The sequence below is a fragment of the Pseudoduganella chitinolytica genome (genome assembly GCF_029028125.1).
Lineage (GTDB): Bacteria > Pseudomonadota > Gammaproteobacteria > Burkholderiales > Burkholderiaceae_D > Rugamonas > Rugamonas chitinolytica.
This window is the reverse complement of the sequence record NZ_CP119083.1, coordinates 5,022,045-5,047,225: the sequence shown is the minus strand read 5'-3', so window position 1 is coordinate 5,047,225 and position 25,181 is coordinate 5,022,045. Positions and strand designations below refer to the sequence as shown.

Annotated in this window: 21 protein-coding genes; 11 read left to right on the top strand and 10 right to left on the bottom strand. The window is 66.6% G+C overall.

The window, feature by feature from the left end:
• Window positions 1–7: 7 nt before the first annotated feature.
• Window positions 8–895, top strand: a complete 888-nt coding sequence (locus PX653_RS22470) for an ArgP/LysG family DNA-binding transcriptional regulator (protein ID WP_277414916.1) — start codon at window positions 8–10, stop codon at window positions 893–895.
• 81 nt (window positions 896–976) lie between these two features.
• Here PX653_RS22470 and PX653_RS22465 read toward each other — a convergent pair whose 3' ends face one another.
• Window positions 977–2,998: a primosomal protein N' gene (locus tag PX653_RS22465; protein WP_277414915.1), complete on the bottom strand. Its 2,022-nt coding sequence runs from the start codon at window positions 2,996–2,998 to the stop codon at window positions 977–979.
• Between the two features lie 656 nt (window positions 2,999–3,654).
• Entirely contained in the window at window positions 3,655–4,734 is a 1,080-nt protein-coding gene (hemE, locus tag PX653_RS22460) for a uroporphyrinogen decarboxylase (protein ID WP_277414914.1), read from the bottom strand.
• A 76-nt stretch (window positions 4,735–4,810) separates the two neighbouring features.
• Here hemE and PX653_RS22455 point away from each other — a divergent pair, with 76 nt between their 5' ends.
• The 6 genes from PX653_RS22455 (at window position 4,811) to PX653_RS22430 (ending at window position 15,039) form a co-directional block, all read left to right on the top strand.
• Entirely contained in the window at window positions 4,811–6,736 is a 1,926-nt protein-coding gene (locus tag PX653_RS22455; protein ID WP_277414913.1) for a S9 family peptidase, read from the top strand.
• Window positions 6,737–10,906, top strand: a complete 4,170-nt coding sequence (locus PX653_RS22450) for a DEAD/DEAH box helicase (RefSeq protein ID WP_277414912.1) — start codon at window positions 6,737–6,739, stop codon at window positions 10,904–10,906.
• Window positions 10,907–11,018: 112 nt separating this feature from the next.
• Window positions 11,019–11,381: a hypothetical protein gene (locus PX653_RS22445; protein ID WP_277414911.1), complete on the top strand. Its 363-nt coding sequence runs from the start codon at window positions 11,019–11,021 to the stop codon at window positions 11,379–11,381.
• Between the two features lie 49 nt (window positions 11,382–11,430).
• Window positions 11,431–11,913, top strand: a complete 483-nt coding sequence (locus tag PX653_RS22440) for a hypothetical protein (protein ID WP_277414910.1) — start codon at window positions 11,431–11,433, stop codon at window positions 11,911–11,913.
• A 125-nt stretch (window positions 11,914–12,038) separates the two neighbouring features.
• Window positions 12,039–13,898 (top strand): DUF885 domain-containing protein, encoded by a 1,860-nt coding sequence (locus tag PX653_RS22435; RefSeq protein ID WP_277414909.1) that lies wholly within the window; start codon window positions 12,039–12,041, stop codon window positions 13,896–13,898.
• A gap of 208 nt (window positions 13,899–14,106) precedes the next feature.
• Window positions 14,107–15,039 (top strand): CsgG/HfaB family protein, encoded by a 933-nt coding sequence (locus PX653_RS22430; RefSeq protein ID WP_277414908.1) that lies wholly within the window; start codon window positions 14,107–14,109, stop codon window positions 15,037–15,039.
• Window positions 15,040–15,052: 13 nt separating this feature from the next.
• On the opposite strand, the gene PX653_RS22425 is transcribed toward PX653_RS22430, so the two are convergent.
• Window positions 15,053–15,673, bottom strand: a complete 621-nt coding sequence (locus tag PX653_RS22425) for a flavin reductase family protein (protein ID WP_277414907.1) — start codon at window positions 15,671–15,673, stop codon at window positions 15,053–15,055.
• A gap of 136 nt (window positions 15,674–15,809) precedes the next feature.
• On the opposite strand from PX653_RS22425, the gene PX653_RS22420 reads away from it, so the two are divergent.
• From PX653_RS22420 to PX653_RS22410, 3 genes are all read left to right on the top strand, one after another.
• Window positions 15,810–16,409 carry an SWIM zinc finger family protein gene (locus tag PX653_RS22420; protein ID WP_277414906.1) on the top strand — a complete coding sequence of 200 codons (600 nt, stop codon included), beginning with the start codon at window positions 15,810–15,812 and terminating at the stop codon, window positions 16,407–16,409.
• The gene (locus PX653_RS22415; protein ID WP_277414905.1) at window positions 16,406–19,129 is read left to right on the top strand and encodes a DEAD/DEAH box helicase; all 2,724 of its coding nucleotides are present in this window, start codon (window positions 16,406–16,408) and stop codon (window positions 19,127–19,129) included. The genes PX653_RS22420 and PX653_RS22415 overlap by 4 nt, the downstream gene beginning before the upstream one ends.
• A gap of 74 nt (window positions 19,130–19,203) precedes the next feature.
• Window positions 19,204–20,418 (top strand): branched-chain amino acid ABC transporter substrate-binding protein, encoded by a 1,215-nt coding sequence (locus PX653_RS22410; RefSeq protein WP_277414904.1) that lies wholly within the window; start codon window positions 19,204–19,206, stop codon window positions 20,416–20,418.
• 88 nt (window positions 20,419–20,506) lie between these two features.
• Here the strand turns inward: PX653_RS22410 and tatC are convergent, their stop codons facing one another.
• The 4 genes from tatC to PX653_RS22390 form a co-directional block, all read right to left on the bottom strand.
• Window positions 20,507–21,262, bottom strand: a complete 756-nt coding sequence (gene tatC / locus PX653_RS22405; RefSeq protein WP_277414903.1) for a twin-arginine translocase subunit TatC — start codon at window positions 21,260–21,262, stop codon at window positions 20,507–20,509.
• 3 nt (window positions 21,263–21,265) lie between these two features.
• Entirely contained in the window at window positions 21,266–21,778 is a 513-nt protein-coding gene (gene tatB / locus PX653_RS22400) for a Sec-independent protein translocase protein TatB (protein ID WP_277414902.1), read from the bottom strand.
• A gap of 37 nt (window positions 21,779–21,815) precedes the next feature.
• Window positions 21,816–22,052 carry a Sec-independent protein translocase subunit TatA gene (gene tatA, locus PX653_RS22395; protein ID WP_277414901.1) on the bottom strand — a complete coding sequence of 79 codons (237 nt, stop codon included), beginning with the start codon at window positions 22,050–22,052 and terminating at the stop codon, window positions 21,816–21,818.
• A 167-nt stretch (window positions 22,053–22,219) separates the two neighbouring features.
• Window positions 22,220–22,951: an SDR family oxidoreductase gene (locus tag PX653_RS22390; RefSeq protein ID WP_277414900.1), complete on the bottom strand. Its 732-nt coding sequence runs from the start codon at window positions 22,949–22,951 to the stop codon at window positions 22,220–22,222.
• 98 nt (window positions 22,952–23,049) lie between these two features.
• Between PX653_RS22390 and PX653_RS22385 the strand changes: the two genes are divergently transcribed.
• Window positions 23,050–23,961 (top strand): AraC family transcriptional regulator, encoded by a 912-nt coding sequence (locus tag PX653_RS22385; RefSeq protein ID WP_277414899.1) that lies wholly within the window; start codon window positions 23,050–23,052, stop codon window positions 23,959–23,961.
• Window positions 23,962–23,995: 34 nt separating this feature from the next.
• Here PX653_RS22385 and PX653_RS22380 read toward each other — a convergent pair whose 3' ends face one another.
• Genes PX653_RS22380 through hisI form a run of 3 tightly spaced genes read right to left on the bottom strand, consistent with a single transcriptional unit; the run spans window position 23,996 to window position 25,172 of the window.
• A complete protein-coding gene (locus PX653_RS22380) occupies window positions 23,996–24,367 on the bottom strand; it encodes a histidine triad nucleotide-binding protein (protein ID WP_277414898.1) in 372 nt (123 codons plus the stop codon).
• A 29-nt stretch (window positions 24,368–24,396) separates the two neighbouring features.
• Window positions 24,397–24,735: a phosphoribosyl-ATP diphosphatase gene (locus PX653_RS22375; protein WP_107139766.1), complete on the bottom strand. Its 339-nt coding sequence runs from the start codon at window positions 24,733–24,735 to the stop codon at window positions 24,397–24,399.
• Window positions 24,732–25,172, bottom strand: coding sequence for a phosphoribosyl-AMP cyclohydrolase (gene hisI, locus PX653_RS22370; protein WP_277414897.1), 441 nt, complete (start codon window positions 25,170–25,172; stop codon window positions 24,732–24,734). The genes PX653_RS22375 and hisI overlap by 4 nt, the downstream gene beginning before the upstream one ends.
• Window positions 25,173–25,181: the final 9 nt, after the last annotated feature.

The window sequence follows — 25,181 nt, the reverse complement described above, 5'->3', positions numbered from 1 at the left end:
TCACCTTATGGACCACCTCGATTATCGCGCCCTCGCCGTACTGGATGCCGTCGCCACCCATGGCAGTTTCGACAAGGCCGCCGCCGCCCTGGGCATCAGCCAGCCAGCCGTCTCGCAACGCATCAAGGCGCTGGAGGATGCGGCCGGTCGCCTGCTGGTCGTGCGCAGCGCGCCGGCCGTGCCGACGGGGCTCGGCCAACGCCTGATCAGCCACTACCGCAACGTCAAGCTGATGGAAGCGACGCTGGACATCGACCTGGGCAAGACTGTCAGCATGCCGGAACTGTCGGTGGCCGTCGATGCGGCCAGCCTGGCGACGTGGTTCCCGCTGTGCCTGCCACCGCTGCTGACGCCGCCCCGCTGCCAGCTCGATATCCAGCTGGCCGACCAGGAGCAGGCGCTGCACCGGCTGCGCGAGGGCAGCGTGTTCGGCGCCGTGGTGGCGGATGACGGCGCGGAGCTGAAAGGCCCCACCGGTACGCCGCTGGGCGGCATGCGCTACGTCTGCGTCGCCACGCCCCAGTTTGCCGCGCACTGGTTCGGCGACGGTTTTACGCGGGAAGCCGCGCAACTGGCCCCGGCGGTCGTGCACGAGCGCGAGCTGACGGCACGCTTCCTGGCCGAACACCTGGACATGACGGGGCCGTTCCCGCACCACACGCTGCCGCTGTCGACGGCGCTGAACGACTGCCTGCTGGGCGGCCACGCCTACGGCCTGTTGCCCTACCTTCAAGCGGCCAATGCGCTCGCGCAAGGTCATCTGGTGGATTTGCTGCCGGCGGCCTACGTCGACGTGCCGCTGACCTGGCAGGCGTGGGAGCTCGACACGCCTTTTACGCGGGCGTTGTCGGAGCAGGTGGTGGCGGTGGCGCGCAAGTATCTGGTGCAGGAGTGATGCAGCGGTTGAAAGCAAAAAACCCGCCGAGGCGGGTTTTTTCATGATCCGGGTGGTCCTGGCAACCGGGCCCACCGTCGCTCAAATATCCACCGGATCCACCTCCAGCGACCACTTCACCCGCGACTTCATCTCGCGCAGCCGCACTATCCACTCCTTCAGGAATGCCTGCAGCGCGGGGCGCGACGGCGATTCGACCAGCAGTTGCGCGCGGTCGATGTTGTAGACCCGCGTCATGCTCATCGGGATCGGATCGTTGATCGTGATGCCCTCGTGCGGCACGCAATCGCGCGCGGCGGCCAGGAACTCCAGCGCCTTGGCCAGCTCAGGCGCTTCCGCGCGCAGCATGGCCTGGTACAGGTAAGGCGGCAGGCCGGCCTGCTCGCGCTCGGCCAGCAACGCCGTGGCGAAGCGGTCGTAGTCGTGCCGGACCAGGGCGCCGTACAGCGGGTGCTCGGGATAGCGCGTCTGGATCAGCACTTCGCTGGCGCTGCCGCCATCGGTCTGCGCCGTGCGGCCCGCCCGGCCCGCCACCTGCATCAGCTGGGCGAACAGCCGCTCGCTGGCGCGGTAGTCGTGCGAGAACAGCGCCGTGTCCGGGTTGAGGATGCCGACCAGGGTCAGCTTCTTGAAGTCGTGGCCCTTGGCGACCATCTGCGTGCCGATCAGGATGTCGATGTCGCCCCGGTGCACCGTGTCGAACGCTTCCTGCGCGCTGCCCTTGCGCCGGGTCGAGTCCGCGTCGATGCGCAGGATGCGCGCCTCGGGGAACAGCGCCTGCAGGCCTTCTTCGACCCGCTGGGTACCGCGCCCCAGCGGCTGCAGGTCGATATTGCCGCACGTGGGGCAGTGACGCGGGATGCGCATCTCCAGGCTGCAATGGTGGCAGCGCAGCTTGTGCTCGCCCTTGTGCAGCACCATGAAGGCCGTGCAGCGCTGGCAATCGCTGATCCAGCCGCACGATTCGCAACAGATCACCGGCGAATAGCCGCGCCGGTTCAGGAACAGCAGCGATTGCTCGCCCCGCTCGAGGCGCAGCTTGAGGGCGTCCATCAGGGGCTGCGTCAGGCCGTCGCGCGGCTTGTCGTGCTCCAGGTTGATCAGCTTCACGGCCGGCAGCGTGGCCTGGCTGACGGCGCGCTCCTTCAATTCCAGCTTGCGGTAGCGCTTCGACAGCGCGTGATGCCAGCTCTCCAGCGATGGCGTGGCCGAACCCAGCACCACGGGAATCTTCAGCTGCCACGCGCGCCATACCGCCAGGTCGCGCGCCGAGTAACGCAGCCCTTCCTGTTGCTTGTACGACGGGTCGTGTTCCTCGTCGATGACGATCAGCTTCAGGTGCGGCAGCGAGGCCAGGATCGCCAGGCGCGTACCCAGCACGATGCGGGCCTGGCCCTGGTGCGCGGCCAGCCAGTGCAGCATCCGTTCGCCTTCGGCCAGGCTGCTGTGCAGCGTCGCCAGCATCACGCCGGGAAAGCGCGCGCGGATGTTCGATTCCAGCTGTGGCGTCAGGTTGATTTCCGGGACGAGGATCAGGATCTGGCCCGCCGGCTCGCGTGCCAGCACCTGGGCGCACGCCTGCAGGTAGACCTCCGTCTTGCCGCTGCCCGTGACGCCGTACAGCAAGGTCGGCGCAAAGCCCTGCGCACCGCCGATGGCGTCCGCCGCCGCCTGCTGGCCTGGATTGAGGATGGGCATGCCGACCGGCGTCGGGTCATGGCTGTCGGCCAGCTTGCCCAGCTTCTTGATGGCCCGGTCCAGCGCGACGGTGGTCGTCACCCGCAGGTTCTTCGGCAGCCCGGGCAATGCCACCTCGCCCAGCGGCCGCTGGTAGTACTCGGCCGCGAATTCCGCCAGCGCCAGCCATTGCGCCGACAGGGGCGCCAGTTGCGCGCGCACCGCCAGCGCATCCTTGAGCTTTTCCGCAGGCACGTCCGTCGTGTCGCGGATGGCGACGATGAGCCCGATCACCTCGCGCGTGCCGAACGGTACCAGCGCCAACTGGCCCACCTGCGGACGCTCCGCAGGGTCGCATGCCCAGCGATAGTCGAAGATGGCGTTCAGCGGTGTATCGAGCGCAATTTGCAGGAAGCAATGAGTCATCTAATCAGGAGTGAACTATCCACAAATTCTGGGGATAACTTTGTGGACATTGCGCCGACAATCCCTTGGTGCAACCTCCTCAGATGGGGTTGCCCGGTTGAGAAAGCGCAAATTTCACAATTTTTATCGTTACAAATCAATGAGTTGAAAAACCGTCCCCAGAGGGAGAAATTGGCGAGAGTTTTTAATCTTTCTGTGCATAAGTACCGTTGCTCAAATCCCCAACGGCGGCTGGGGCCGCACTTTTTTCTCCATGTCTATACTTTCCGGCTGGCATGTTGATAAACGCGAACCGGCTATTGTATCGACGAAATATGAAACATAGTTTGCATTCACGCAATATCTGACGGCCGTACTACGCCATCAAAATACGGAAGGCCGTGGGGAGAAAATCCCGACAATAGGATAACTCCCGGTTTACTAAGCGGTTTTCCAGTTTTTCCACAGTTTTTGTGGATAACTTTGTGGAGAATGGGCCCGTAATATTTCTACGGCTACCTGACAGCGTTTACTTAATGCAAAGCATCGGCCTCGGAACGACAAGAATACCCGTTTCAAATCAACGGGTTAGCAAAACCCAGCATTGGCGCTTTCTGGCACTGCCTGTTCTCGTGGCAGCGAAAAAAAATGTGCATAAGTCGGGTTTGCCTGGGCCGTCAAGCCCCCGTGCGCAGGGACCGGCTGACCTTGTGAACCGTTTCCACCATCACGGCCACCGACTCGGGCGGCGTGAACTGCGAAATGCCGTGGCCCAGGTTGAATACGTGGCCCGTGTCATGCGGGCCGAAGGCATGCAGCACCCGTTCCACTTCGCTGCGGATCTGATCCGGCTGGGCGAACAGGATGGCGGGGTCCAGGTTGCCCTGCAGCGCCACCTTGTCGCCGACGGCGGCGCGTACCTTGGCAAGGTTCGCGGTCCAGTCCAGGCCGATGGCATCCGCGCCGATGGCCGCGATTTCCTCCGCCCAGTGCGCGCCACCCTTCGTGAACACGATCGCCGGGATGCGTACGCCATCCTTCTCGCGCTTGAGTTGCGCGACCACCTTTTGCATATAGGCCAGCGAGAACTGCTGGTAGGCGCCGTCGGCCAGCGCGCCACCCCACGAGTCGAATACCATCACGGCCTGCGCACCCGCGTTGATCTGGGCATTCAGGTACTCGGCCACCGCGCGGGCGTTCATGTCCAGGATGTGGTGCATCAGGTCGGGACGGCTGTACAGCATCTTCTTGATCGTGTGGAACTCGCGCGAGCCCTGCCCTTCCACCATGTAGCACGCCAGCGTCCATGGGCTGCCCGAGAAGCCGATCAGCGGCACGCGGCCGTTCAACTCAGTGCGGATCTGTGTTACCGCCTTGAAAACGTAGTCGAGCGAGCCCGGCTCCGGCAGGCGCAGCGCCTGCACGTCCGCCTCCGTCTTCAGAGGGCGTTCGAATTTCGGCCCTTCGCCTTCGACGAAGTACAGGCCCAGCCCCATCGCGTCGGGCACCGTCAGGATGTCGGAGAACAGGATCGCCGCATCGAGCCGATAGCGGTCGATCGGCTGCAGCGTCACTTCCGTTGCCAGGTCCGGATTGGTGGCCAGGCCCATGAACGAGCCGGCCTTCTGGCGCGTGGCGCGGTACTCCGGCAGGTAGCGGCCCGCCTGGCGCATCAGCCACACGGGAGTGTAGTCGGTCGGCTGGCGCAGCAGCGCACGCAGGAAGGTGTCGTTCTGGAGCGGGGCGAATTGTGGCATTGGCGGCAATCGAGGCGGGACGAAAGACGGTATTATCGCATCCCCGCCGTCAATTTACCGCGATTGGAACACCCCTATGAGCACCGTGACCGCCCCCTTCGGAACCTGGCATTCGCCCATCGGCGCCACCCTCGTGGCGGCCGGCGCCACGCCCCTGGCGTCGCTGGCGATCGCCGGCCAGGACATCTTCTGGCTGGCCGGACGCGCCAGCGAAGCGGGCCGCAATGCGCTGTTGCGCCTGCGCGCCGGCCAGGCCAACGAGCTGACGCCGGCTCCCATGAATGTGCGCACCCGCGTGCATGAATATGGCGGCGGCGCCTATGCCGTGGACGGCGATACCGTGGTCTTCTCGCACTTTGCCGACAACCGCCTGTACCGCCAGGCCGGCAGCGGCGCTGCCGAGGCCTTCACGGCGCCGGGACGCCAGCGCTTTGCCGACTTCGTGGTCGACAACGCGCGCCAGCGCCTGATCGCGGTGCGCGAACTGCATGGCGAGGATCCGCACGCGCAGCCCGTCAACACGCTGTGCGCCGTGGGTTTCGACGGCAGCGAGACGGTACTGGCCGAAGGCCACGATTTCTATTCGTCGCCGCGCCTGTCGCCGGATGGCCGCCGGTTGGCCTGGCTGACGTGGGACCACCCGAGCATGCCCTGGCAGGGCACGCAATTGTGGCTCGCCGAACTTGGTGCCGATGGGCTGCCCGGCACGCCGCAGCTGGTGGCGGGCGGTGCGGAAGAGTCGATCTGCCAGCCCGAGTGGGCGCCCAACGGCCGCCTGCACTTCGTTTCCGATCGCAGCGGCTGGTGGAACCTGTACCGCCACGGCAAGGACGGCAGCGAGGCGCTGTGCCCCCTGGAAGCGGAATTCGGCGCGCCGCACTGGACCTTCGGCAACAGCATGTACGGCTTCCTGCCGAACGGTGACATTGTCTGCACTTATATCGACAAGGGCGTCAGCCGCCTGGCGCGCCTGGCGGCGGGCAGCGCGACCTTGAGCCCCATCGCCACGCCGTACGACGAAATCCGCGAACTGAAGGCGGGCGACGGCTTTGTCGTGCTGCTGGGCGGCAGCCCGACGGTCGCGGCCGAAATCGCCCGCATCGACCTGGTGCAGGGCGAAGTCACCGTGCTGGCGCGCTCGATCGAAGCCCTGCCGGAGCTGGGTTACCTGTCCGTCCCCGAGAGCATCAGCTACCCCAGCGCGGGCGGCCGCACCGCCCACGCCTTCTTCTACCCGCCCTGCAACCAGGACGTGCAGGCGCCGGCAGGCGAGAAGCCGCCCGTCATCGTCATCGGCCATGGCGGTCCGACCGGCATGGCGGCCAGCACCTTGAAACTGGCGACGCAGTTCTGGACCAGCCGCGGCTTCGGCGTGCTGGACGTGAACTACGGCGGCAGCACGGGCTTCGGCCGCGCTTATCGGGACGCCTTGAAAAGCCAGTGGGGCATCGTCGACGTGGAAGACTGCATCGCCGGCGCCCGGTATCTCGTGCAAAGCGGCCGCGCCGATGGCGACCGGCTGATCATCCGCGGCGGCAGCGCCGGCGGGCTGACGACCTTGTGCGCACTGACGTTCCACGACGTCTTCAAGCTGGGGGCCAGCTACTACGGCGTGTCCGACCTGCAAGGCCTGGACGACGACTCGCACAAGTTCGAGTCGCACTACAACGAATACCTGATCGCGCCGCAACCGCAGGCCAAGGCCGTCTACGCGGAGCGCTCGCCGATCAACCACACGGACCGTTTGTCCCGGCCGATGATCTTCTTCCAGGGCCTGGACGACAAGGTGGTGCCGCCGCAGCAGTCGGAGGCGATGGTGCAGGCGCTGCAACGGCGCGGCATTCCCGTCGCCTACGTGCCGTTGGAAGGCGAAGGCCATGGCTTCCGCAAGGCCGAGAACATCGTCCGCACGCTGGAAGCGGAGCTGTATTTCTACCGGCGCATGTTCGGCCTGCACGAAGGCATGACGGCCGCCGTCACGATCGACAACCTGCAGGACTGAATGGCCGACACGCTGCAAACCGAATTCGAGGCGCTCGCCCTCGTCGAAAAATCCCTCCTGGCTTTGCTGGCGCTGGTCGGCGATCCGGTCGGCCGCACCGCCCTGCTCGACATGATGAAGGCGGCGGGTTTCACCGCCGAGGACGGCAAGCGCCTGACGGCGACGTCGCTGGACGACCATATCGTCAAGCTGGAGCGGCTGGCCTTCATCAGCCTCGTGGTCGGCCGCGGCTACGTCTGCAACGCCAAGCTGCGCTGGCCGGCGATCCGCGCCGCCATCGGCGCCCACGTGCTGTTCGACCTGTGCAAGGCCTACGAGGCGCAGGTGCCCATGCGCCAGAGCTGGAACGGCAACGTCGAACCGCGCAGCTACCGCCATGGCGTGGCGCGCCTGCGCATGGCGCTGCTGCGCGGCCTGCCGCCGCCGGACGTGCTGCCGCTGCTGGCTGCGTGCATGGCGTGCTACGAGGCGGCCCAGCTGCACCCCATCGTGGACATCTTCACCCGCCCGTTCGAGGCGGGCATGCTGCTGCTGGTGCACCCGGTGCTGCAGGACGACGTGCTGATGCTGCTGTTGCAGCACACCCAGCGCGAGCCGGCGCTGGCCCCGGCCGTGCGCGGCTTCGCCGAACGCCATTTCGAACGGCGCATCACGGCCGATGGCGACGTCAGCCCGGCCCTGCGCCTGGCGCTGGCCGAGCAGGCCATCCTGTGCGGCCGGTTGCAGGATGGGGCGCGCTACCTGGAAGGCCATGACAGCGCGCTGGGCATGTTCTTCGCCAGCACCATCGTCATGCTGGCGGGCGGCGTGGCCGAAGCGATCCCCGGCTACGACACGGCGCTGAAGCTGGTGCGGCGCGAATCGGGCAAGCGCAAGCAGGTGTTCCAGGGCATCGGCGGCTACCTGTATGTCCTCGCACTGCTGCGCAGCGGCGACGCCAAGCACCTCAAGACGGCGGAGAGCTATCTCGATGTCGCCACCCACGCACAGCAGAATCCCGACACGCCCGTCTACACGCAATTGTCGATGCTGCGCCAGGTGCGCGCCGGCATGATGAACACGGACGTCATCGTCTCGCGCGGCTGGGAAGACCCGGCCCGCGCTTCGCTGGCGGCGCAGCTGTTCCAGGCCTTGCTGTACCACTGGCTTGCACTGCCGCAGCTGAAGCAGCGCACGGCCGAACTGCAGGACCTCGTGCAGCATGCCGACAGCGCAGGATTCATCCTGATCGCCAGCCAGGCCGAGGGCCTGCTGGGGCACCTGGGCGACGCAGCCGCGGCCAAGCGGGCGGCGGCACTGCGCGAGAAGCTGGGCCTGCCCGACATGGCGACGTGGTTCGAGCGCCAGGAAGCCTGGCAGCGCCAGCTGACGGCACTGGTCAACCTGCACCAGGGCCTGCCCGGCGAATCGGGCGAAGCACGCCTGGTCTGGACGATCGACTTCCACCCGGGCGTGGGCATCGGCCTGATCGAACCGCGCGAGCAGAAGCGCGACGCCCGCGGCCAGTGGGGCAAGGGCCGCGCCATCGCCCTGAAACGCCTGCGCGAGGAAAGTGGCACGCTGGGGTACCTGTCGGCGCGCGACCTGCGCGTCATCAACCATATCGTCCCGTCGCGCCAGCAGTATTCGTCGGGGCTGCGCTACGACATCGACGTCGATGCCGCGATTCCCGCGCTGGTCGGCCATCCACTGGTGTTCTGGGAGGATGCGCCGGACACGCGGGTCGAACTGGTGGGCGCGGAACCGGAACTCCTGATCCGCCGCCGCAAGGGAGAACTGTGGCTGACGTTGCAGCCGCCGGTGACGGAGCCCAATGCCAGCGTGATCGTGGTGCGCGAGGCACCGAACCGCGTGCGCGTGGTGACCGTCAACGACGAGCACCGCCGCATCGCCGCCATCGTCGGCGACGGCCTGGCGGTGCCGGAACACGCCGAGCAGCAGGTGCTGGCGGCCATCGGCACGGTGTCGTCGGTCGTCACGGTGCAATCGGACATCGGCGGCGGCGCCGTCAACGCGATGCAAACCGATGGCGACGCGCGCCTGCACATCCACCTGTTGCCGTACCAGCAGGGCCTGCGCATGCAGGTACAGGTGCGCCCGCTGCCGCAAGGTGCCTACTATGCGCCGGGCGAGGGGGCGGAAAGCGTCATCGCGGACGTGGGCGGCAAGCCGGTGCAGGCGCGGCGCGACCTGGTGGGCGAGCGCGATGCGGAACGGCGCCTCGTGCTGCAATGTCCGGTGCTGCAACAGGCGGAGCAGGAACACGGCGAATGGCTGCTGGGCCAGCCTGCGCTGTGCCTGCAACTGCTGGCGGAGCTGCAGGAGATCGGGGCCGACAAGATCGTCGTCGGCTGGCCCGAGGGCGAAGCGTTCAAGGTCAGCAAGCCGGTGCACACCAAGCAGCTGCGCCTGTCGATCAAGAGCAAGAAGGACTGGTTCGCCGCCAGCGGCCAGTTGCAGATCGACGAGGAAAAGGTCATGGACCTGCGCACCCTGCTGGACCTGATCCGCGCCAGCAAGAGCCGCTTCATCGAACTGGGCGACAAGCAATACCTGGCCCTGTCGGAAGAACTGCACCGTCGCCTGGCGGACCTGCAGGACTTCGGCGAGGACGACGATGCCGGCGTCAAGGTGCACCAGCTGGCCGCGTTCATGCTGGAGGAGCTGGCCGGCGCCGTCGGTGGCCTGGAAGCGGACAAGCTGTGGCGCGAACATGTCGCCCGCATCGCCGCGCAGGCCGAGTACCGGCCGCAATTGCCCAGCACCTTGCAGGCCGAACTGCGCGACTACCAGCGCGAAGGCTTCGAATGGCTGGCGCGCCTGGCCCACTGGGGCGTGGGTGCCTGCCTGGCCGACGACATGGGCCTGGGCAAGACCGTCCAGGCGCTGGCGCTGTTGCTGCTGCGCGCACCCGCCGGGCCGACCCTGGTCGTCGCGCCCACGTCCGTGTGCCTGAACTGGGCCAGCGAGGCGGCGAGATTCGCGCCCACGCTGAATGTGCGCATGTTCGGTGCGGGCGACCGCGCCGACACCATCGACAGCGCCGGGCCGTTCGACCTCGTCATCGTCAGCTATGGCCTGCTGCAGCTCGAATCGGAGCGCTTCACCAAGCAGCGCTGGCACACCATCGTGCTGGACGAAGCACAGGCCATCAAGAACGCGGCGACCAAGCGCTCGCAGGCCGTGATGGCGCTGCAGGGCGATTTCCGCATGGTGGCGACGGGCACGCCGCTGGAAAACCACCTGGGCGAATTGTGGAACCTGTTCCGGTTCATCAATCCGGGGCTGTTGGGTTCGCTGGACCAGTTCAACCTGCGCTTCGCCGGCCCCATCGAGCGCCAGCAGGACCACCGCGCCGAAGTGGGCGCGCGCAACCGCCTGCGCCGCCTGATCGCGCCGTTCATCCTGCGCCGCACCAAGACGCAGGTACTGACGGAGCTGCCGGCACGCACGGAGATCTTGCACGAAGTGGAGTTGTCGGGCGAGGAGATGGCGCTGTACGAATCGCTGCGCCGCGAGGCGCTGGAGAAGCTGGCCGCGATCGACGTCCCCGTCGACAAGAAGTCGATGGCGATCCTGGCCGAGATCATGAAGCTGCGCCGCGCCTGCTGCAATCCGAACCTGGTGGCACCCGGCCTGAAGCTGGCCAGCAGCAAGCTGGCCGCGTTTGCGCAACTGCTCGAAGGCCTGCTGGAGAACCGCCACAAGGTGCTGGTGTTCAGCCAGTTCGTCGATCACCTGGCGCTGATCCGCGCCCACCTGGACGAGCAGGGCGTGCGCTACCAGTACCTGGACGGCGCCACGCCGATGGCGGCGCGCAAGCAACGCGTCGATGCATTCCAGGCAGGCGAAGGCGATGTCTTCCTGATCAGCCTGAAGGCGGGCGGCGTCGGCATCAACCTGACCGCGGCCGACTACGTCATCCACATGGACCCGTGGTGGAATCCGGCCGTGGAAGACCAGGCCTCGGACCGCGCCCACCGGATGGGCCAGCAGCGCCCCGTGACGATCTACCGGCTGGTGGCGCGCCACACGATCGAGGAGGGCATCGTCGAACTGCACGGGCGCAAGCGCGAACTGGCCGACAGCCTGCTCGATGGCAGCGATATGGCGGCGCGCATGACGGCCGACGACATGCTGGCGATGCTGCAGGAGGGCATGCGACGCTAGAAGACGTAACACCAAGGGGCTGCCGTGGCTCTCCTTCTTGCCGAGCATTAACCTGGCGCTCCCGCACGGATGGCCGGGCTATGATGGCTGCAACGGAAAAAAGGAGCACATCATGGCCAATACCCTCTTACGCGTTTTCGACAGTTTCGAAGTAGCCGAGCGGGCCCGCGAGGCGCTGCTGGCGGCCGGCTTCAGCGCCGATGGCGTCTCGCTGGAAGCGACCGGCGACGAAGCCGGTCCCGTGCAGGGCAACTTCGCGCTGGACCTGACGGAAAAATCCACCCCGGCGCGCGGCAGCAGTAACCGGCAGTCCGATAATGCCGAGTTACGCACTGTCGTGCATCGCAATAACTGCATCCTGCAGGTGCGGGTGGACAACGACCGCGACGGCGCCCGCGCGACCGGCATCCTCGACCACTACGCCGCCAGCGACGTCGGCCACTCATCGGACAGCCGGCAAAAACCGGTGGCATGACGCCCGGGCACACCTCGACGATCCCAGCCATTCCATGCCATGATTAGGCATGGAACAAGATAATTCTCCCGTCACGCAGGGGCATGCGATGCCCCTGTGCCACAAGGCCTGGACCGCCTACACCAGCTGTGTCGTCCTGATCGTCATCATGATCTTCGTGCTGCGCCTGGCCTTCAACTACTCGGAGCTGGCCGCGGCCGGCGTGCTGGGCGTGTCGACCCTGCTGATCGGCTACCGCATCCTCCTGATCCGCAGCGTGCAGCTGTACTACGACGAAGTGGGCGTGTGGGTCTATTCCGGCATCCTGCCGTGGCAACGCGGCGTGCGCGGCGTCAAGTGGCGCGACATGGACGAAGCCACCTACGTGGCGGGCTTCTGGAGCTGGCTGCTGCGCTCGTACACGGTCCGCGTGGGGCACCGCTTCACCAAGGCGGGCGAGATCCGCCTGACCCATATGGCGCGCGGCAAGCAGGCCGTCACCATCGTCAATGAACGGCACCAGCAACTGATCCGCAGCGGCCGGCTGGCCTGAGCGGCGCCTGCCGCCTTTGTTGCGGCATGTAACTGGCACGTCCGGACCACCCTGAATAATGATAATCTTGCACGCTGCAAACTCGGGCGGGACATCGCACGCCCCATCTTTACAAGGTACCACCGATGATCAAGACAAAAATCGCGCTGGCGGCGATCATGCTGAGCATGGCACTCGCGCCGGCCGAGGCGGCAAAGAAGCCGCAGAAATCCGCCAAGACCACGCGCTCGGCCCCCGCCAAAGGCAAGGCCGCACGCGCCGCCAAGGTCGCCGCGCCAGTCGCCGCCGCCGCCACTGCCGCAGCAGCGCCGTCGGAACGGCGCCAGGACCGCGCCTTCGACAACATGGCCAGCCAATTCCTGGCCGCCTTGTGGAAAATCGACCCGGAAACGGCCATTACCGTCGGTAAGTACGACACGGCGGCCACGCTCACCGTGCCCGACCTGGCCACGCGCCAGTTGCAGCTGACCTTTATCGACAACTGGCAGCAGCGTTTCGCCAGGATGGATGCGCGCCAGCTGTCGCCGCGCCAGCGCACCGACCTGGCCCTGCTGGTCAACAAGCTCAACGCCGACCGCTGGTACCTGACCACGTTCCGCGAATTCGAGTGGAACCCCGCGCTGTACAACATCGCCAGCCCGATCGACTACATCCTGCACACGGAATACGCGGCCAAGCCGCAGCGCCTGCGCACCCTGCTCAAGCGCATCGCCAACGTGCCGGCCTACTACGAGGCGGCGCGCGCCAACATCAGCAACCCGACCCGCGAGCACACGCAACTGGCCGTTGCGCAGGCACCAGGTGTCATCGCGCTGCTGGCCGAGCTGGACAAGGAAGCCCAGGCATCGAACCTGGCCGCCAACGAGAAGGGCCTGTTCGCGCAGCGCATCGCCGCCGCGAAGACGGCCGTGGAAGCCTATGCCGCGTGGCTGGGCGAGCTGGACAAGACGCTGGCCACGACGGGAGCCCGCTCGTTCCGCATCGGCAAGGACCTGTACGAAGCCAAGTTCGCGTTCGACATCCAGTCCGCCAGCACGGCCGAGCAGACCTACCAGAAAGCCCTGGCCACGCGCGAGGAACTGCTGGCCAACATGGACCGCATCAGCGACGAGCTGTGGCCGAAATACCTGGGCGGCACGACCAAGCCCGCCGACCGCTACGCCAAGATCGGCCTGATGATCGACAAGCTCTCAAGCAACCATGTCCCGCGCGAGCGCTTCGTCGACGAAGTCAAGGCGCAGATCCCGCAGCTGCAGGCCTGGGTCGCCAGCCACGACCTGCTGACGCTGGACGCGAACAAGCCGCTGGTCGTGCGCGAAACACCGGCCTACCAGCGCGGCGTGGCCGGCGCCAGCATCGAGGCGCCCGGCCCCTACCGGCCGCAGGACCGCACCTACTACAACATCACGCCGCTGGACGACGCGACGCCCGAGCAGGCCGAAAGCAGCCTGCGCGAATACAACCACTGGATCCTGCAGATCCTGAACATGCACGAGGCGATCCCCGGCCACTACGCCCAGCTGGTGTACGCGAACAAGTCGCCTTCGCTGGTGAAGTCGATCTTCGGCAATGGCGCGATGATCGAAGGCTGGGCCGTCTACAGCGAGCGCATGATGCTGGAATCGGGCTATGGCGACAACGCCCCCGAGATGTGGCTGATGTACTCGAAGTGGAACCTGCGCAGCGTGACCAACACGATCCTCGACTACAGCGTGCACGTGCTGGGCATGACGCGCGAGCAGGCGATCGACCTGCTGACGCGCCAGGCCTTCCAGACGCAGCAGGAAGCCAGCGAGAAATGGCGCCGCGCGCAGCTGTCGTCCGTGCAGCTGACCAGCTACTACAGCGGCTACAGCGAAATCATGGAACTGCGCGAACAGCGCCGCCAGGCACTGGGCAGCAAGTTCTCGCTGAAAGCCTTCCACGAGGAGTTCCTGGGCTACGGCAGCGCGCCCGTGAAGGTCATCCGCGAGCTGATGCAGTGACGCCAGCCGCCACGGATCCGTTGCCAATCGGTAACGGACCTGTGGCGTTAACGTCACGGCGTGGGTGAAATGCAACATTCCATCTGGATCAGATAACAATTTTGGTTGATCTGAAACAATTGGTGAGATTTCACGTGCGGCTTGCATATTAAGATACGCCCTTCGCTTGTTATTCTCAGCTGTCCTCATTTCACGACGGAAACCCGCCATGACCCAGAAAACCTCTTCCTCCTTCCCAACCATGACCAAGACGGCAGGCCAAGTGCTGGTGCTGGGCGCGCTGATGGCGCTGACCGGCTGCGCCGGCACGGTGCCGACCCTGGGCGCCGCACCGACGGTCGCCAGCGGCTCGGCCGGCGGCGCCACCGCCAGCAACGCCAACACCCAGCTGGAGAAGTGCGACCGCACGCTGGGCACGCTGAGCGTGGTGGAAGACCAGGCCTCGTCGTGGTACATCCAGCTGTCGCAATACAAGCTCGGTTCGACCGTGCCCGTGCTGCGCAAGATGATCCAGCAGTCGAACTGCTTCGTCGTCGTCGAGCGCGGTGCCGCCATGAACAACGTGATGGCAGAACGTGACCTGAACCAGTCCGGCGAAATGCGCTCCGGCAGCAACTTCGGCAAGGGCCAGATGGTCGCGGCCGACTACACGATGAGCCCGACGATCAACTTCAGCCAGAAGGGCACCCAGGGCATCGGCGGCGCGCTGGGCGGCTTCGGCCTGATCGGCAGCGTGGCCGGCATGGTCGCGGGCGGCATCAAGGCCAACGAAGCCTCGACGACGCTGTTGATGATCGACAACCGCTCGGGCGTGCAACTGGCGGCCGCGGAAGGCAGCGCGAAGAACTTCGACTTCAACATGTTCGGCGGCCTGTTCGGCGGCGGCGCGTTCGGCACGGCCGGCGGCTACTCCAACACCCCGGAAGGCAAGATCCTGATCGCCGCCTTCATGGACTCGTACAACCAGCTGGTGCAAGCCGTACGCCAGTACAAGGCCCAGGAAGTGGCGGGCGGCCTGGGGACCGGCGGCGCGCTGGGTGTGCAGGGCGGCATCACGCCACCGGCCGCCGCGGCCCTGGCTCCGGCTGGCGCGGCAGGCGCCAAGAAGACGGCCACGACCAACACGAAGAAAAAGAAGTAAGCGAAATAGACGATCAACGGGGCCGGTGCATGCGGAACAGCTGTTCCGGCCCGATCGTGAAGTAGTCCGCCGGGCCGCCGCCACGCAGGATGTGGCCGGCGGCCCCGGTGTCATAGATCCCCTCGCGCAGCAACGTCCGGGCGATATGCACGCCCACCACCTCCCCCAGCACCAGCCACGTCGGCACCTGCTCCCCATCGGCGCCCTGCAGCTGCACGACCTGCGTGACGCGGCACTCGAACGACACGGGGCTTTCGCCCACGCGCGGCACCGCGACCAGGCGTGACGGCACCGGCGTCAGGCCGGCCAGCGCAAACTCGTCCACTTCCGGCGGCACCGCGGCACAGGTCCGGTTCATTTGCTCCGCCAGCTCGCGGGTGGCCAGGTTCCACACGAATTCGCCGGTCTGCTGCACGTTGCGTACCGTGTCCTTGTAGCCGATGCTGGCGAAGCCGACGATCGGCGGCACGTAGTTGAAGGCATTGAAGAAGCTGTACGGCGCCAGGTTCAAGGTGCCGGCGCTGTCCTGCGAGGAAATCCAGCCGATCGGACGTGGCCCGACGATGGCGTTGAAGGGATCGTGCGGCAGGCCATGGCCGGCGCGCGGTTCGTAGAAGTGGATGGTGTCTGGCATCGTCAGTTCCGTGGTGGATGGGCCAGACGATACCAGCATCGCGATTTGTCTGCCGGCGTCAAGCTGCGGCGCCTGTTCCAGCCGCATGCGGGCGCCGATGGGCGATAATGACGGTCCGATCCTCGCTCCAGACACCATGCACATATCTTGCGACGCCATCCGCCACGCCTTCGACAGCACGACCTTCCACCGTGGCGAGGGTTATGCGCGCAATGGCATGGTCGGGACCGTACAATTTCGCGGCGACCGCCTGGTCGGCGAAGTGCGCGGCAGCGGCTGGAACGTCTATGAACAGGTGATTCGCATCATGCCGGGACGCGATGGCATGGAATTTCACGGCAACTGCAGCTGCCCGGTAGCGTACAACTGCAAGCACGTCGTGGCCGTGCTGCTGGCCGGCGTGGAGCGCCACGTGCTCGAGCCGGCACGCGAGACCGGCCTGTCGCTGCCGGCCACGCTGTGGCTGCAGCAGCTGGCGCAGGTGCAGTCGGCGGTGGCGCCATCGGCCAGGGCGGCGCCGCGCGCGACGTCGCAATTTCGTCTTGCCTACGTGTTCTGTCCGGACCACCGCAGCGGCCAGCCGGACCTGCTGCTGTGCAAGGCCAGGACGCGCGCCGATGGCGACATCACCGGGGCCACCGTCATCGCCAACTTGTCGACGCTGACCTACGATCCCCCAGCTACGTGCGGCCGGAAGACCATGTGCCGATCCAGCTGTACGAGCAAATGCGGATGACGAATGCGTTCGGCGTGATGGCGCGCCCCGTCGGCAAGCTGGGCGGCCAGTTGCTGGCCCTGCTGGGCAGCGAGAACCGGCTGCACTGGGCCTTTACGCGCGAGCACATCAAGGCGGGCAGGCTCGTGCCGATCCTGCGCGGCCCCTCGCGCAACGGCACGATCGGCTGGCAACGCACGGGCGAGGAGTCCGACACCGTCGCGCTGCGCTGGCAGTTCGACAACGGCAGCGCCATCGATCACGTGTTCGCCACCGATCCCGTGTATTACCTGCACGAGGGCCTGCTGGGACAATTGACGCTGGCGCCAACGCTGGCCGCGATGCCGGTCGGCGCGCTGGCGGACCTGCTGGAAGATGCACCGGTGCTGGATGCGCACGAGCGCGAACGGATGGCCGAACGCATGTTCGAGCTGGGGCTGGACCAGGTCGTGCCGCCGCCGCAGGTGTTCACGCGGACCGAGCGCACCGACATCGTGCCCGTGCCGACGCTGATCCTGGGCAGCATGCCGGTACGGGATCACCGCGGCCGCGAGACCTGGCACGACTACGCGGTGCCCGGCTTCGACTACGACGGCGTCTACATCGATGCCCTCGATCCCGGCGCGCTGCCGTGGCGCAGCGTCAGCTCGGGTCTGGAGCAGATCCGGCGCGATGGCGCGGCCGAGATGGCGGCGGCCGGCCGGCTCGAGGCGCTGGGCTTCGCGGCGCCGCCCGTGCAGTCGCCGCTGGCTACGCTGGAGGTGGGGCTGCAGCTGGCATCGCAGGCGGACTGGCTGCACTTCGCGCAGGCGGAGCTGCCCGCACTGCGCGCCGCCGGCTGGCGCATCGTCCTCAACGACGAGTACCGCTACAACCTGCTGCAGGTGGACGAATGGTATGCCGACGTGGCGGACAAGGACGACGGCAACGCCTGGTTCTCGCTCGACCTGGGCATCATCGTCGAGGGGCGCCGGCAACCCTTGCTGCCGCTGCTCGTACAGCTGATCCGCCGCGCGCCGCAAGGGTTTTCGCCCACCGCGCTGGCGGCCCATGCCGACACCAGCGCGATGCTGCTGCAGCTGCCGGGCGGCGAGCACGTGGCGCTGCCATGGGGCCGCATCAAGCCGATCCTTGCGATCCTGGGCGAACTGTACTTCCGCGGCGAGTCCGAGGAAGCGCTGCACCTGCCCGTCGTCGACGCCGCGCGCCTGGCCGAACTCGAAGAGGCCGCACAGCTGCGCTGGCTGGGCGGGGCGCGGCTGCGCGAGCTGGGCCGGCGCCTCAGCCAGTTCGGCGGGATTGCCGACGTGCCCAAGCCGGCCGGCCTGCAGGCCGACCTGCGCGTCTACCAGCGCGAAGGCGTCGCCTGGATGCAGTTCCTGCGCGAGTTCGGCTTTGCCGGCATCCTGGCCGACGACATGGGCCTGGGCAAGACGGTGCAGACCCTGACGCATATCCTGGTCGAGAAGGAAGCGGGCCGGCTCGATGCGCCCGCGCTCGTTGTCGTGCCCACCAGCCTGATCGGCAACTGGTGCGCCGAGGCGGCCCGTTTCGCGCCGGGCCTGCGAGTGCTGACCTTGCATGGCAAGGACCGGCAGGTGCATTTCGAACGCATCGCCAGCGCCGACATCGTGCTGACCACTTACGCGCTGCTGCCGCGCGACGAGGCCACGCTGCGCACGCACACGTTCCACCTGCTGATCCTGGACGAATCGCAATACATCAAGAACAGCCGGGCCAAGGCGGCGCAGACGGCCCGCCTGCTGACGGCCCGGCATCGCCTGTGCCTGACGGGCACGCCGCTGCAGAACCACCTGGGCGAACTGTGGTCGCAGTTCCATTTCCTGATGCCGGGCCTGTTGGGCGACGAGAAAACCTTCAATGCCCACTTCCGCAAACCCATCGAAGTCCAGCACGACAATGACCGCAACGCCCTGCTGACGCGGCGGGTCAAGCCGTTCATGCTGCGCCGGACCAAGGACAAGGTGGCCAGCGAGCTGCCGCCGAAGACGGAGGTCGTGCTGCCCGTGGAGCTGGGCAGCGCCCAACGCGACCTGTACGAGACGGTGCGGGTGGCGATGGACAAGCGCGTGCGCGACGAGATCGGCCGCAAAGGCGCGGCGCGCAGCCAGATCGTCATCCTCGACGCACTGCTCAAGATGCGGCAGGTCTGCTGCGACCCCCGCCTCGTCAAGGGCACGCTCCTGAAGGGCGCGAAAAGCGCGGCCGGCTCGGCCAAGCTGGAGGCGCTGCTGGAGCTGCTGGACACCTTGCTGAGCGAAGGCCGCAAGGTGCTGGTGTTCTCGCAGTTCACCAGCATGCTCGAGCTGATCGCCACGGCGCTGCGCGCACGCGCGCTCGACTACGTCACGCTGACGGGCGAAACGCTGGACCGCGGCACGCCCATCGATGCCTTCCAGCAGGGCGAGGTGCCGGTATTCCTGATCAGCCTGAAAGCGGGCGGCGTGGGCCTGAACCTGACGGCGGCCGACGTCGTCATCCACTACGACCCGTGGTGGAATCCGGCGGCGGAAAACCAGGCCACCGACCGCGCCTGGCGCATCGGCCAGGACAAGCCGGTGTTCGTCTACAAGCTCATTGCCCAGGGCACGCTGGAGGAAAAGATCCAGGAGCTGCAGCGGCGCAAGGGCGACCTGGCCGATGCCGTCATGGGCGAGGGCGGGCAGCTGAACGCGGCGCTGACGCAGGAGGACCTGCAGGCCATCTTCGCGCCCTTGTAGCCCGCGCACGATAGGCGGACCGGCGCGGCGCAGCTCGGCATTACAATGGACAGCCCTTCTCGACAGGATCGTTCATGCGCCCTACCACCGCCGTTACGCTGGCCTGCTGCCTCGCCCTGCCCACCGCGCACGCCCAGACCACGGTGACGATCGGCACGGCGTCGCCGCTGTCCGGCCCGGGCGCCCACCAGGGCAAGGACATCGAGAACGGCGCGCGCATGGCCATCGACGACCTCAACGCGAAGGGCATCGCCATCGGCGGCAAGAAGATCCGCTGGGTGCTGCAGCCGGAAGACGACGCGGCCGACCCGAAGACGGGCGCCAGCGTTGCGCAAAAGCTGGTCGATGCGCGCGTGGCCGGGGTGGTCGGCCACCTGAATTCGGGCACGACGGTACCCGCATCGCGCATCTACGCGCACGCCGGCATCCCGCAGATTTCTCCCGCCGCCACCACGCCGCTGTACACCCACCAGGGCTTCAAGACGGCATTTCGCGTCGTCGCCAACGACAACCTCGTGGGCCGCACGCTGGCGCGCTATGCCATCGCCACCATGAAGGCGAAAAAGATCGCGGTGATCGACGACCGCACGGCGTTCGGCCAGGGCCTGGCGGACGAGTTCACGAAAGGGGTCAAGGCGACCGGTGGCGCGGCGATCGTCAGCCGCCAGTTCACGACCGACAAGGCAACCGACTTCAATGCCATCCTGACCCAGATCCGCGGCCGCCAGCCCGACGTCATCTTCTACGGCGGCATGGACGCGGTGGCCGGCCCGATGCTGAAACAGATGAAGGCGCTGGGCCTGCATGCGAAGCTGGTGTCCGGCGACGGCATCTGCTCCGAAAAGATGCCGCTGCTGGCCGGCGACGCGCTGGGCGACGACAACGTCATCTGCGTGGTGGCGGGCGGTGTCAGCGGGCCGCAGGAAGCGGGATTCGACGCCTTCACGCAGCGTTACCGGCAGCGCTACGGCCAACCGCTGCAGACCTACGCGCCGTATGCGTACGACGCGGTGATGGTCCTGGCAACCGCCATGCAGCAGGCGCAATCGACGGTGCCGGCGCGGTTCCTGCCGGCGCTGGGCAAGGTGCGTTACCAGGGGATCACGGGGGATATCTCGTTCGATGCAAACGGCGACCTGCGCAATGCGGCGTTGACGTTGTTTACGTACCGGCAGGGGAAGAAGGTGAAGCTCTCTGTCGTGCGGGGATTGGGGTCTGTCCCCGCAGGGGAGCGGAGCAGGGGTTTCGAGGAGCCTGCTCCTCGCCTGCGCAGCGGTGGTGGCATGTAGGCCAGCACCATGACCCCGAAGTTTGCCAAGGCTGCCGGGGTGCCAGCAGAACTTCGGGGTCAGTCCCTGAAGGGACAGACCCCAAGCATCAAACCTGCTCTTCCGGCGCGCGCGTCATCTTGACGAACATCGGCGACACCAGCAGCCCCATCTCGAACAGCAGCCACATCGGAATGGCCAGCGCGAACTGGCTGACGATGTCCGGCGGCGTCACGATCGCGGCGATCACGAACGCGCCCACGATCACGTACGGCCGCCATTCCTTCAGCTTGGCGAGCGACACGATGCCCATCCGCACAAGGATGACGACGACGACCGGCACCTCGAACGCGGCGCCGAAGGCCAGGCACATCGACATGATGAAGTCGAGGTAGTTCTCGATGTCCGGCGTGACGGCGATCGAGGTGGGCGAGAACTCGCTGATGAACGCGAACACGCGGCCGAACACGAGGAAGTAGCAGAACGCCACGCCGCCGATGAACAGCAGCGACGACGACACCACCAGCGGTGCGATCAGGCGCTTCTCGTGCGTGTACAGGCCGGGGGCGACGAACGCCCACAGCTGGTACAGCACCCACGGCAGCGACAGCACGAAGCCCAGCAGCAAGGTCACCTTCATCGGCACCAGGAACGGCGCGATGACGCCGGTGGCGATCATTTTCGATCCGGTCGGCAGGGCCGCGATCATCGGCTGGGCCAGCAGGTCGTAGATGTGGGCCGGCCCGGGCCAGAACATCAGGGCCGCGGTGGCGATGAGGATACCGATGGATGCCTTGACCAGCCGGTCACGCAGTTCGATCAGGTGGCTGATGAAAGTTTCTTCGGCCGGGGTGTCAGTGCTCATTAGTCAATAGAACGAGGCAGGAGGTTTGCCGTTGCGGGGACGGAAGCGCGCCACGCGGGCGGCGCCGGAGACGACATGCATGCGGCCACCGTTGCGCTGCTTGTACCACAGCGGTACGGCCGACGTGCGGACCAGGCGCTTGCGGCGGAATTCCTTGGCCTTGCGCGACTGCTCTTCCGTCTTGGCGGACGAGAAATGGTCGCCCGGCAGGTCGTGCGGATGGTGCGGGTCGTCGACCCGGAACGCATCCTCGACTTCCGCCATGTTCTGGGCAATGGAATTTTCCACGTCGGCCTTGATCGACTGGGCCTGCTCCTGCACGTTCTTCTGCAGGTTGCGCAGCTCTTCCAGTTCGATTTCACGGCTGACTTCGGACTTCACGTCATGCAGGTAGCGTTGTGCGCGGCCATACAGCGTGCCGGCCATGCGCGCCACCTTCGGCAGCTTTTCGGGACCGATGACCACCAGCGCCACGACGCCGATAATGGCAAGTTTGGAGAGACCGAGATCGATCATAAAGTTCTGTCAGGGGGCCGGCCGGGCCGGCACCGCATTACAGCTTGTGCTTTTCCTTGGCTTCGACTTCGATGGTGCCCTTGTCGGTCACCTGGGACGGCGGCGGGGTCGGGGTGCCGGCCTGCTTCTGCTCGTCCTCGTTCTTGACGCCATCCTTGAAGCCCTTGACGGCCTTGCCGAGGTCGGAACCGATATTACCGAGTTTCTTCGTGCCGAAGACCAGCATGACAACCACCAGGACGATCAGCCAGTGCCAGATGCTCATGGAACCCATAATTTTCTCCTTGCAGGGCCTTACGCCCGAATCCGGTTAATACTAGCAGTATACGCGATCGGGCGATGTCATGTGCTTGTCATCATAACGTCCGGAAATAGGTATTTTGGCCATAGGAGGAAATTCTTTCGGGCAGCGCGGCAGCGGCCGCGCCGCGCCCGTCAGCCCTACCCCGCCAACGCGACAGCATCCGCACCGGCAGGGATGTGCATCGGCGCGGATGGGTCGGTGGCCGCCCGCCACACGGCCCGCGCCACGTCCGCGGCATGCGTGACGGGGTCCGAGGGGGTACGGCGCGCAAACACGTCGTTCGCCAGCGTGGCATAGGCTGGCGGTATCGCGTCCCCCATATGGCTCAGGGCGTTTTCGCCAAAGCGCGTTTCAGGCGAGCGTCCCGGCAGGACCAGGTGGCAGCGCACGTCGAACTGCGCCACCTCGAGGGCCAGCGATGCGGTAAACGCATTCACGGCCGCCTTGCTGGCCGAGTAGACGGCCAGCAGCGGCAGCAACGTCACGGCCGACGTCACGTTGACGATGACGCCGGCGCGGCGCGACCGGAACTGCGGCAGCACGGCCTGCGTCAGCGCGATCGTTCCCAGCGTGTTGGTCTCGAACAGGGTCCGGACCCGGTCCATCGCGATGCCCTCCAGGGCTCCCAGCGCGCCTTGGCCGGCATTGTTGACCAGTACGTCGATGGGACCCGCCGCAGCGACAACGCGCGCGATGCTGTCGGCGTCCGTCACGTCGAGGGCCAGCACGCGCAGGCGCGGGGAAGCGGGCAGCACGTCGGGCAGGGGCTGGCGCATGGTCGCGACGACATTCCAGTCGTGTTCCAGGAAATGGCGGGCGGTTGCCAGGCCGAAGCCGGACGAGCAGCCGGTGATCAGGACGGTTTTCATGTTGACTCCTTCAGGGGTGGGCGATATCAACACTGTAGAGACCAAGAGCCGGACTTGCTACAATCGCCCGTCCCCCGTTCATTAGCGAGCGTCCGGACATGATCGATCCCCTGGCCGAAGCGGTCACGCTGCTGCAGCCGCGGGCGCGGTTCTCCAAGGTCGTCAGCGCGGCCGGCCCCTGGCGCGTGCGCCGCAGCGCGCCGGCCCAACCGTTTTATTGTGCGATCCTGGAAGGCGGTTGCCGGCTGCAGGTACAGGGGGCCGGACCCATGGAGTTGGTACAAGGCGACTTCGTGCTGATCCCGTCCGCCTGCGGTTTTACTGTCTCCAGCATGGCGCCGCTGCCAGCGGGGCAGCCCGACAGCGAGCCGGTGACCCTGCCCAACGGCGAATTCCGCCATGGCCCTGTCGACGCGCCCGCCGACGTGCAGCTGCTGCTCGGCTACTGCAGCTTCAGTTCGCCCGACGCGGCGCTGCTGGTGTCGCTGCTGCCGCAGCTGGTGCACGTGCGCGGCGAAGCGCGGCTGTCCACCCTGGTGCGGCTGGTGGGCGAGGAGTCGCGCGCGCAGCGCCCGGCGCGCGAGGAAGTGCTGGCGCGCCTGTTGGAAGTGCTGCTGATCGAGGCGTTGCGTTCGACCGCGGGAAGCCTCGCGCCACCCGGCTTGCTGCGCGGGCTGGCGGACGAGCGCCTGGCCGTGGCGCTGCGCCGCATCCACGCGGAGGTGGCCAAGCCGTGGACGGTGGCCCAGCTGGCGCAGGAAGCTGCCCTGTCACGCTCGGTGTTTTTTGAACGGTTCAGCCGCGCGGTGGGTGTCGCGCCGATGGCTTACCTGCTGGGGTGGCGGATGGCGCTGGCCAGAAGCCTGCTGCGGCAGCGCGACGCACGTATTGCCGACATCGCCGAGCGCATCGGCTACGGCTCCGCCAGTGCGTTCAGTGTCGCGTTCACCCGGCATGTGGGGCTGCCGCCGGCGCGGTATGCGCGGGAGATGGCGGGCGGTGGGCGCTAACCGGCGCAACCCGTGGTGTCAAAGCCGCAGGCCCTCAGTGCATGCCCTTCCACGGCCGCGGGCCGCCATACATGTGCATATGCATGTGGTACACGACCTGCCCGCCATCCGGGCCGCTGTTGATGAGCGTCTTGTAGCCGCGCGTGGGGGTGCCTTCGGCGTCGTAGACGACCGAGACGCCATGTTCCTTGGCCAGGCGCGGTGCCAGCGCCAGCATCTTGCCCAGGAGGGCCGTGTGGCCCTCGTCGCATTCGGACAAGGTCGCGATGTGCTGCTTCGGAATGATCAGCAGGTGGACCGGCGCGGCCGGGTTGATGTCCTTGAACGCCAGCAGCTCGTCGTCTTCGTAGACGACGGTGGCGGGAATCTGTTTGGCGGCGATCTTGCAGAACAGGCAGTTGTCCACGAATAGTCCTCAATGAATAGAGTGAGCGCTCACGCGTCCGGGCGCGCGGCTTTTTCGGCGATGCCCGACACGCCTTCGCGGCGCGCCAGCTCATCCAGTACCTGCTGCGGCGTCAGGTCGAACTGCGCCAGCAGCACCAGCGAATGGAACCACAGATCGGCGCACTCGTACAACACCTTGCCGGCATCGCCGGCGGCGCGCGCGTCCTTGGCGGCCATCACCAGTTCCGTCGCTTCCTCGCCGATCTTCTTCAGGATGGCGTCGTCGCCCTTGGCGAACAGCTTCGATACGTAGGACGTGGCGGGGTCGCCGCCGTTGGCGAGCTTGCGGCTGTCGATCGTGGCGGCCACGCGGTCGAGTATCGTCATTTGGTCTTGTCCGTATAGATGGCTTGCGGGTCTTTCAGCACGGGCTCCGCGTCGTGCCAGTCGCCGTCGCGGGCGTCGCCGTCGAACTTCTGGAAGAAGCACGAGTGGCGGCCCGTGTGGCAGGCGATGCCGCCGGCCTGCTCGACCTTCAGCAGCACCACGTCCTCGTCGCAGTCGAGGCGGATCTCCAGCACTTTCTGCACGTGGCCGGACTCCTCACCCTTGTGCCACAGCTTCTTGCGCGAGCGGCTCCAGTACACGGCTTCGCCCAGCTCCACCGTCTTGTACAGCGCGTCGCGGTTCATCCAGGCGAACATCAGCACGTCGTTGCTGCCCGCTTCCTGGGCGATCACGGGCACGAGGCCGTGCTCGTCCCATTTCACGCGGTTCAGCCATTTTGCCTTGGCTACGCTAGGCGTCGTCGTCGGAATACTCATGGTTTTACC

Coding starts and splice junctions, on each gene's coding strand:
- PX653_RS22470 (WP_277414916.1), top strand. CDS start 8: ATGGACCACCTCGATTATCGCGCCCTCGCCGTACTGGATGCCGTCGCC.
- PX653_RS22465 (WP_277414915.1), bottom strand. CDS start 2,998: ATGACTCATTGCTTCCTGCAAATTGCGCTCGATACACCGCTGAACGCC.
- hemE (WP_277414914.1), bottom strand. CDS start 4,734: ATGCCACAATTCGCCCCGCTCCAGAACGACACCTTCCTGCGTGCGCTG.
- PX653_RS22455 (WP_277414913.1), top strand. CDS start 4,811: ATGAGCACCGTGACCGCCCCCTTCGGAACCTGGCATTCGCCCATCGGC.
- PX653_RS22450 (WP_277414912.1), top strand. CDS start 6,737: ATGGCCGACACGCTGCAAACCGAATTCGAGGCGCTCGCCCTCGTCGAA.
- PX653_RS22445 (WP_277414911.1), top strand. CDS start 11,019: ATGGCCAATACCCTCTTACGCGTTTTCGACAGTTTCGAAGTAGCCGAG.
- PX653_RS22440 (WP_277414910.1), top strand. CDS start 11,431: ATGGAACAAGATAATTCTCCCGTCACGCAGGGGCATGCGATGCCCCTG.
- PX653_RS22435 (WP_277414909.1), top strand. CDS start 12,039: ATGATCAAGACAAAAATCGCGCTGGCGGCGATCATGCTGAGCATGGCA.
- PX653_RS22430 (WP_277414908.1), top strand. CDS start 14,107: ATGACCCAGAAAACCTCTTCCTCCTTCCCAACCATGACCAAGACGGCA.
- PX653_RS22425 (WP_277414907.1), bottom strand. CDS start 15,673: ATGCCAGACACCATCCACTTCTACGAACCGCGCGCCGGCCATGGCCTG.
- PX653_RS22420 (WP_277414906.1), top strand. CDS start 15,810: ATGCACATATCTTGCGACGCCATCCGCCACGCCTTCGACAGCACGACC.
- PX653_RS22415 (WP_277414905.1), top strand. CDS start 16,406: ATGACGAATGCGTTCGGCGTGATGGCGCGCCCCGTCGGCAAGCTGGGC.
- PX653_RS22410 (WP_277414904.1), top strand. CDS start 19,204: ATGCGCCCTACCACCGCCGTTACGCTGGCCTGCTGCCTCGCCCTGCCC.
- tatC (WP_277414903.1), bottom strand. CDS start 21,262: ATGAGCACTGACACCCCGGCCGAAGAAACTTTCATCAGCCACCTGATC.
- tatB (WP_277414902.1), bottom strand. CDS start 21,778: ATGATCGATCTCGGTCTCTCCAAACTTGCCATTATCGGCGTCGTGGCG.
- tatA (WP_277414901.1), bottom strand. CDS start 22,052: ATGGGTTCCATGAGCATCTGGCACTGGCTGATCGTCCTGGTGGTTGTC.
- PX653_RS22390 (WP_277414900.1), bottom strand. CDS start 22,951: ATGAAAACCGTCCTGATCACCGGCTGCTCGTCCGGCTTCGGCCTGGCA.
- PX653_RS22385 (WP_277414899.1), top strand. CDS start 23,050: ATGATCGATCCCCTGGCCGAAGCGGTCACGCTGCTGCAGCCGCGGGCG.
- PX653_RS22375 (WP_107139766.1), bottom strand. CDS start 24,735: ATGACGATACTCGACCGCGTGGCCGCCACGATCGACAGCCGCAAGCTC.
- hisI (WP_277414897.1), bottom strand. CDS start 25,172: ATGAGTATTCCGACGACGACGCCTAGCGTAGCCAAGGCAAAATGGCTG.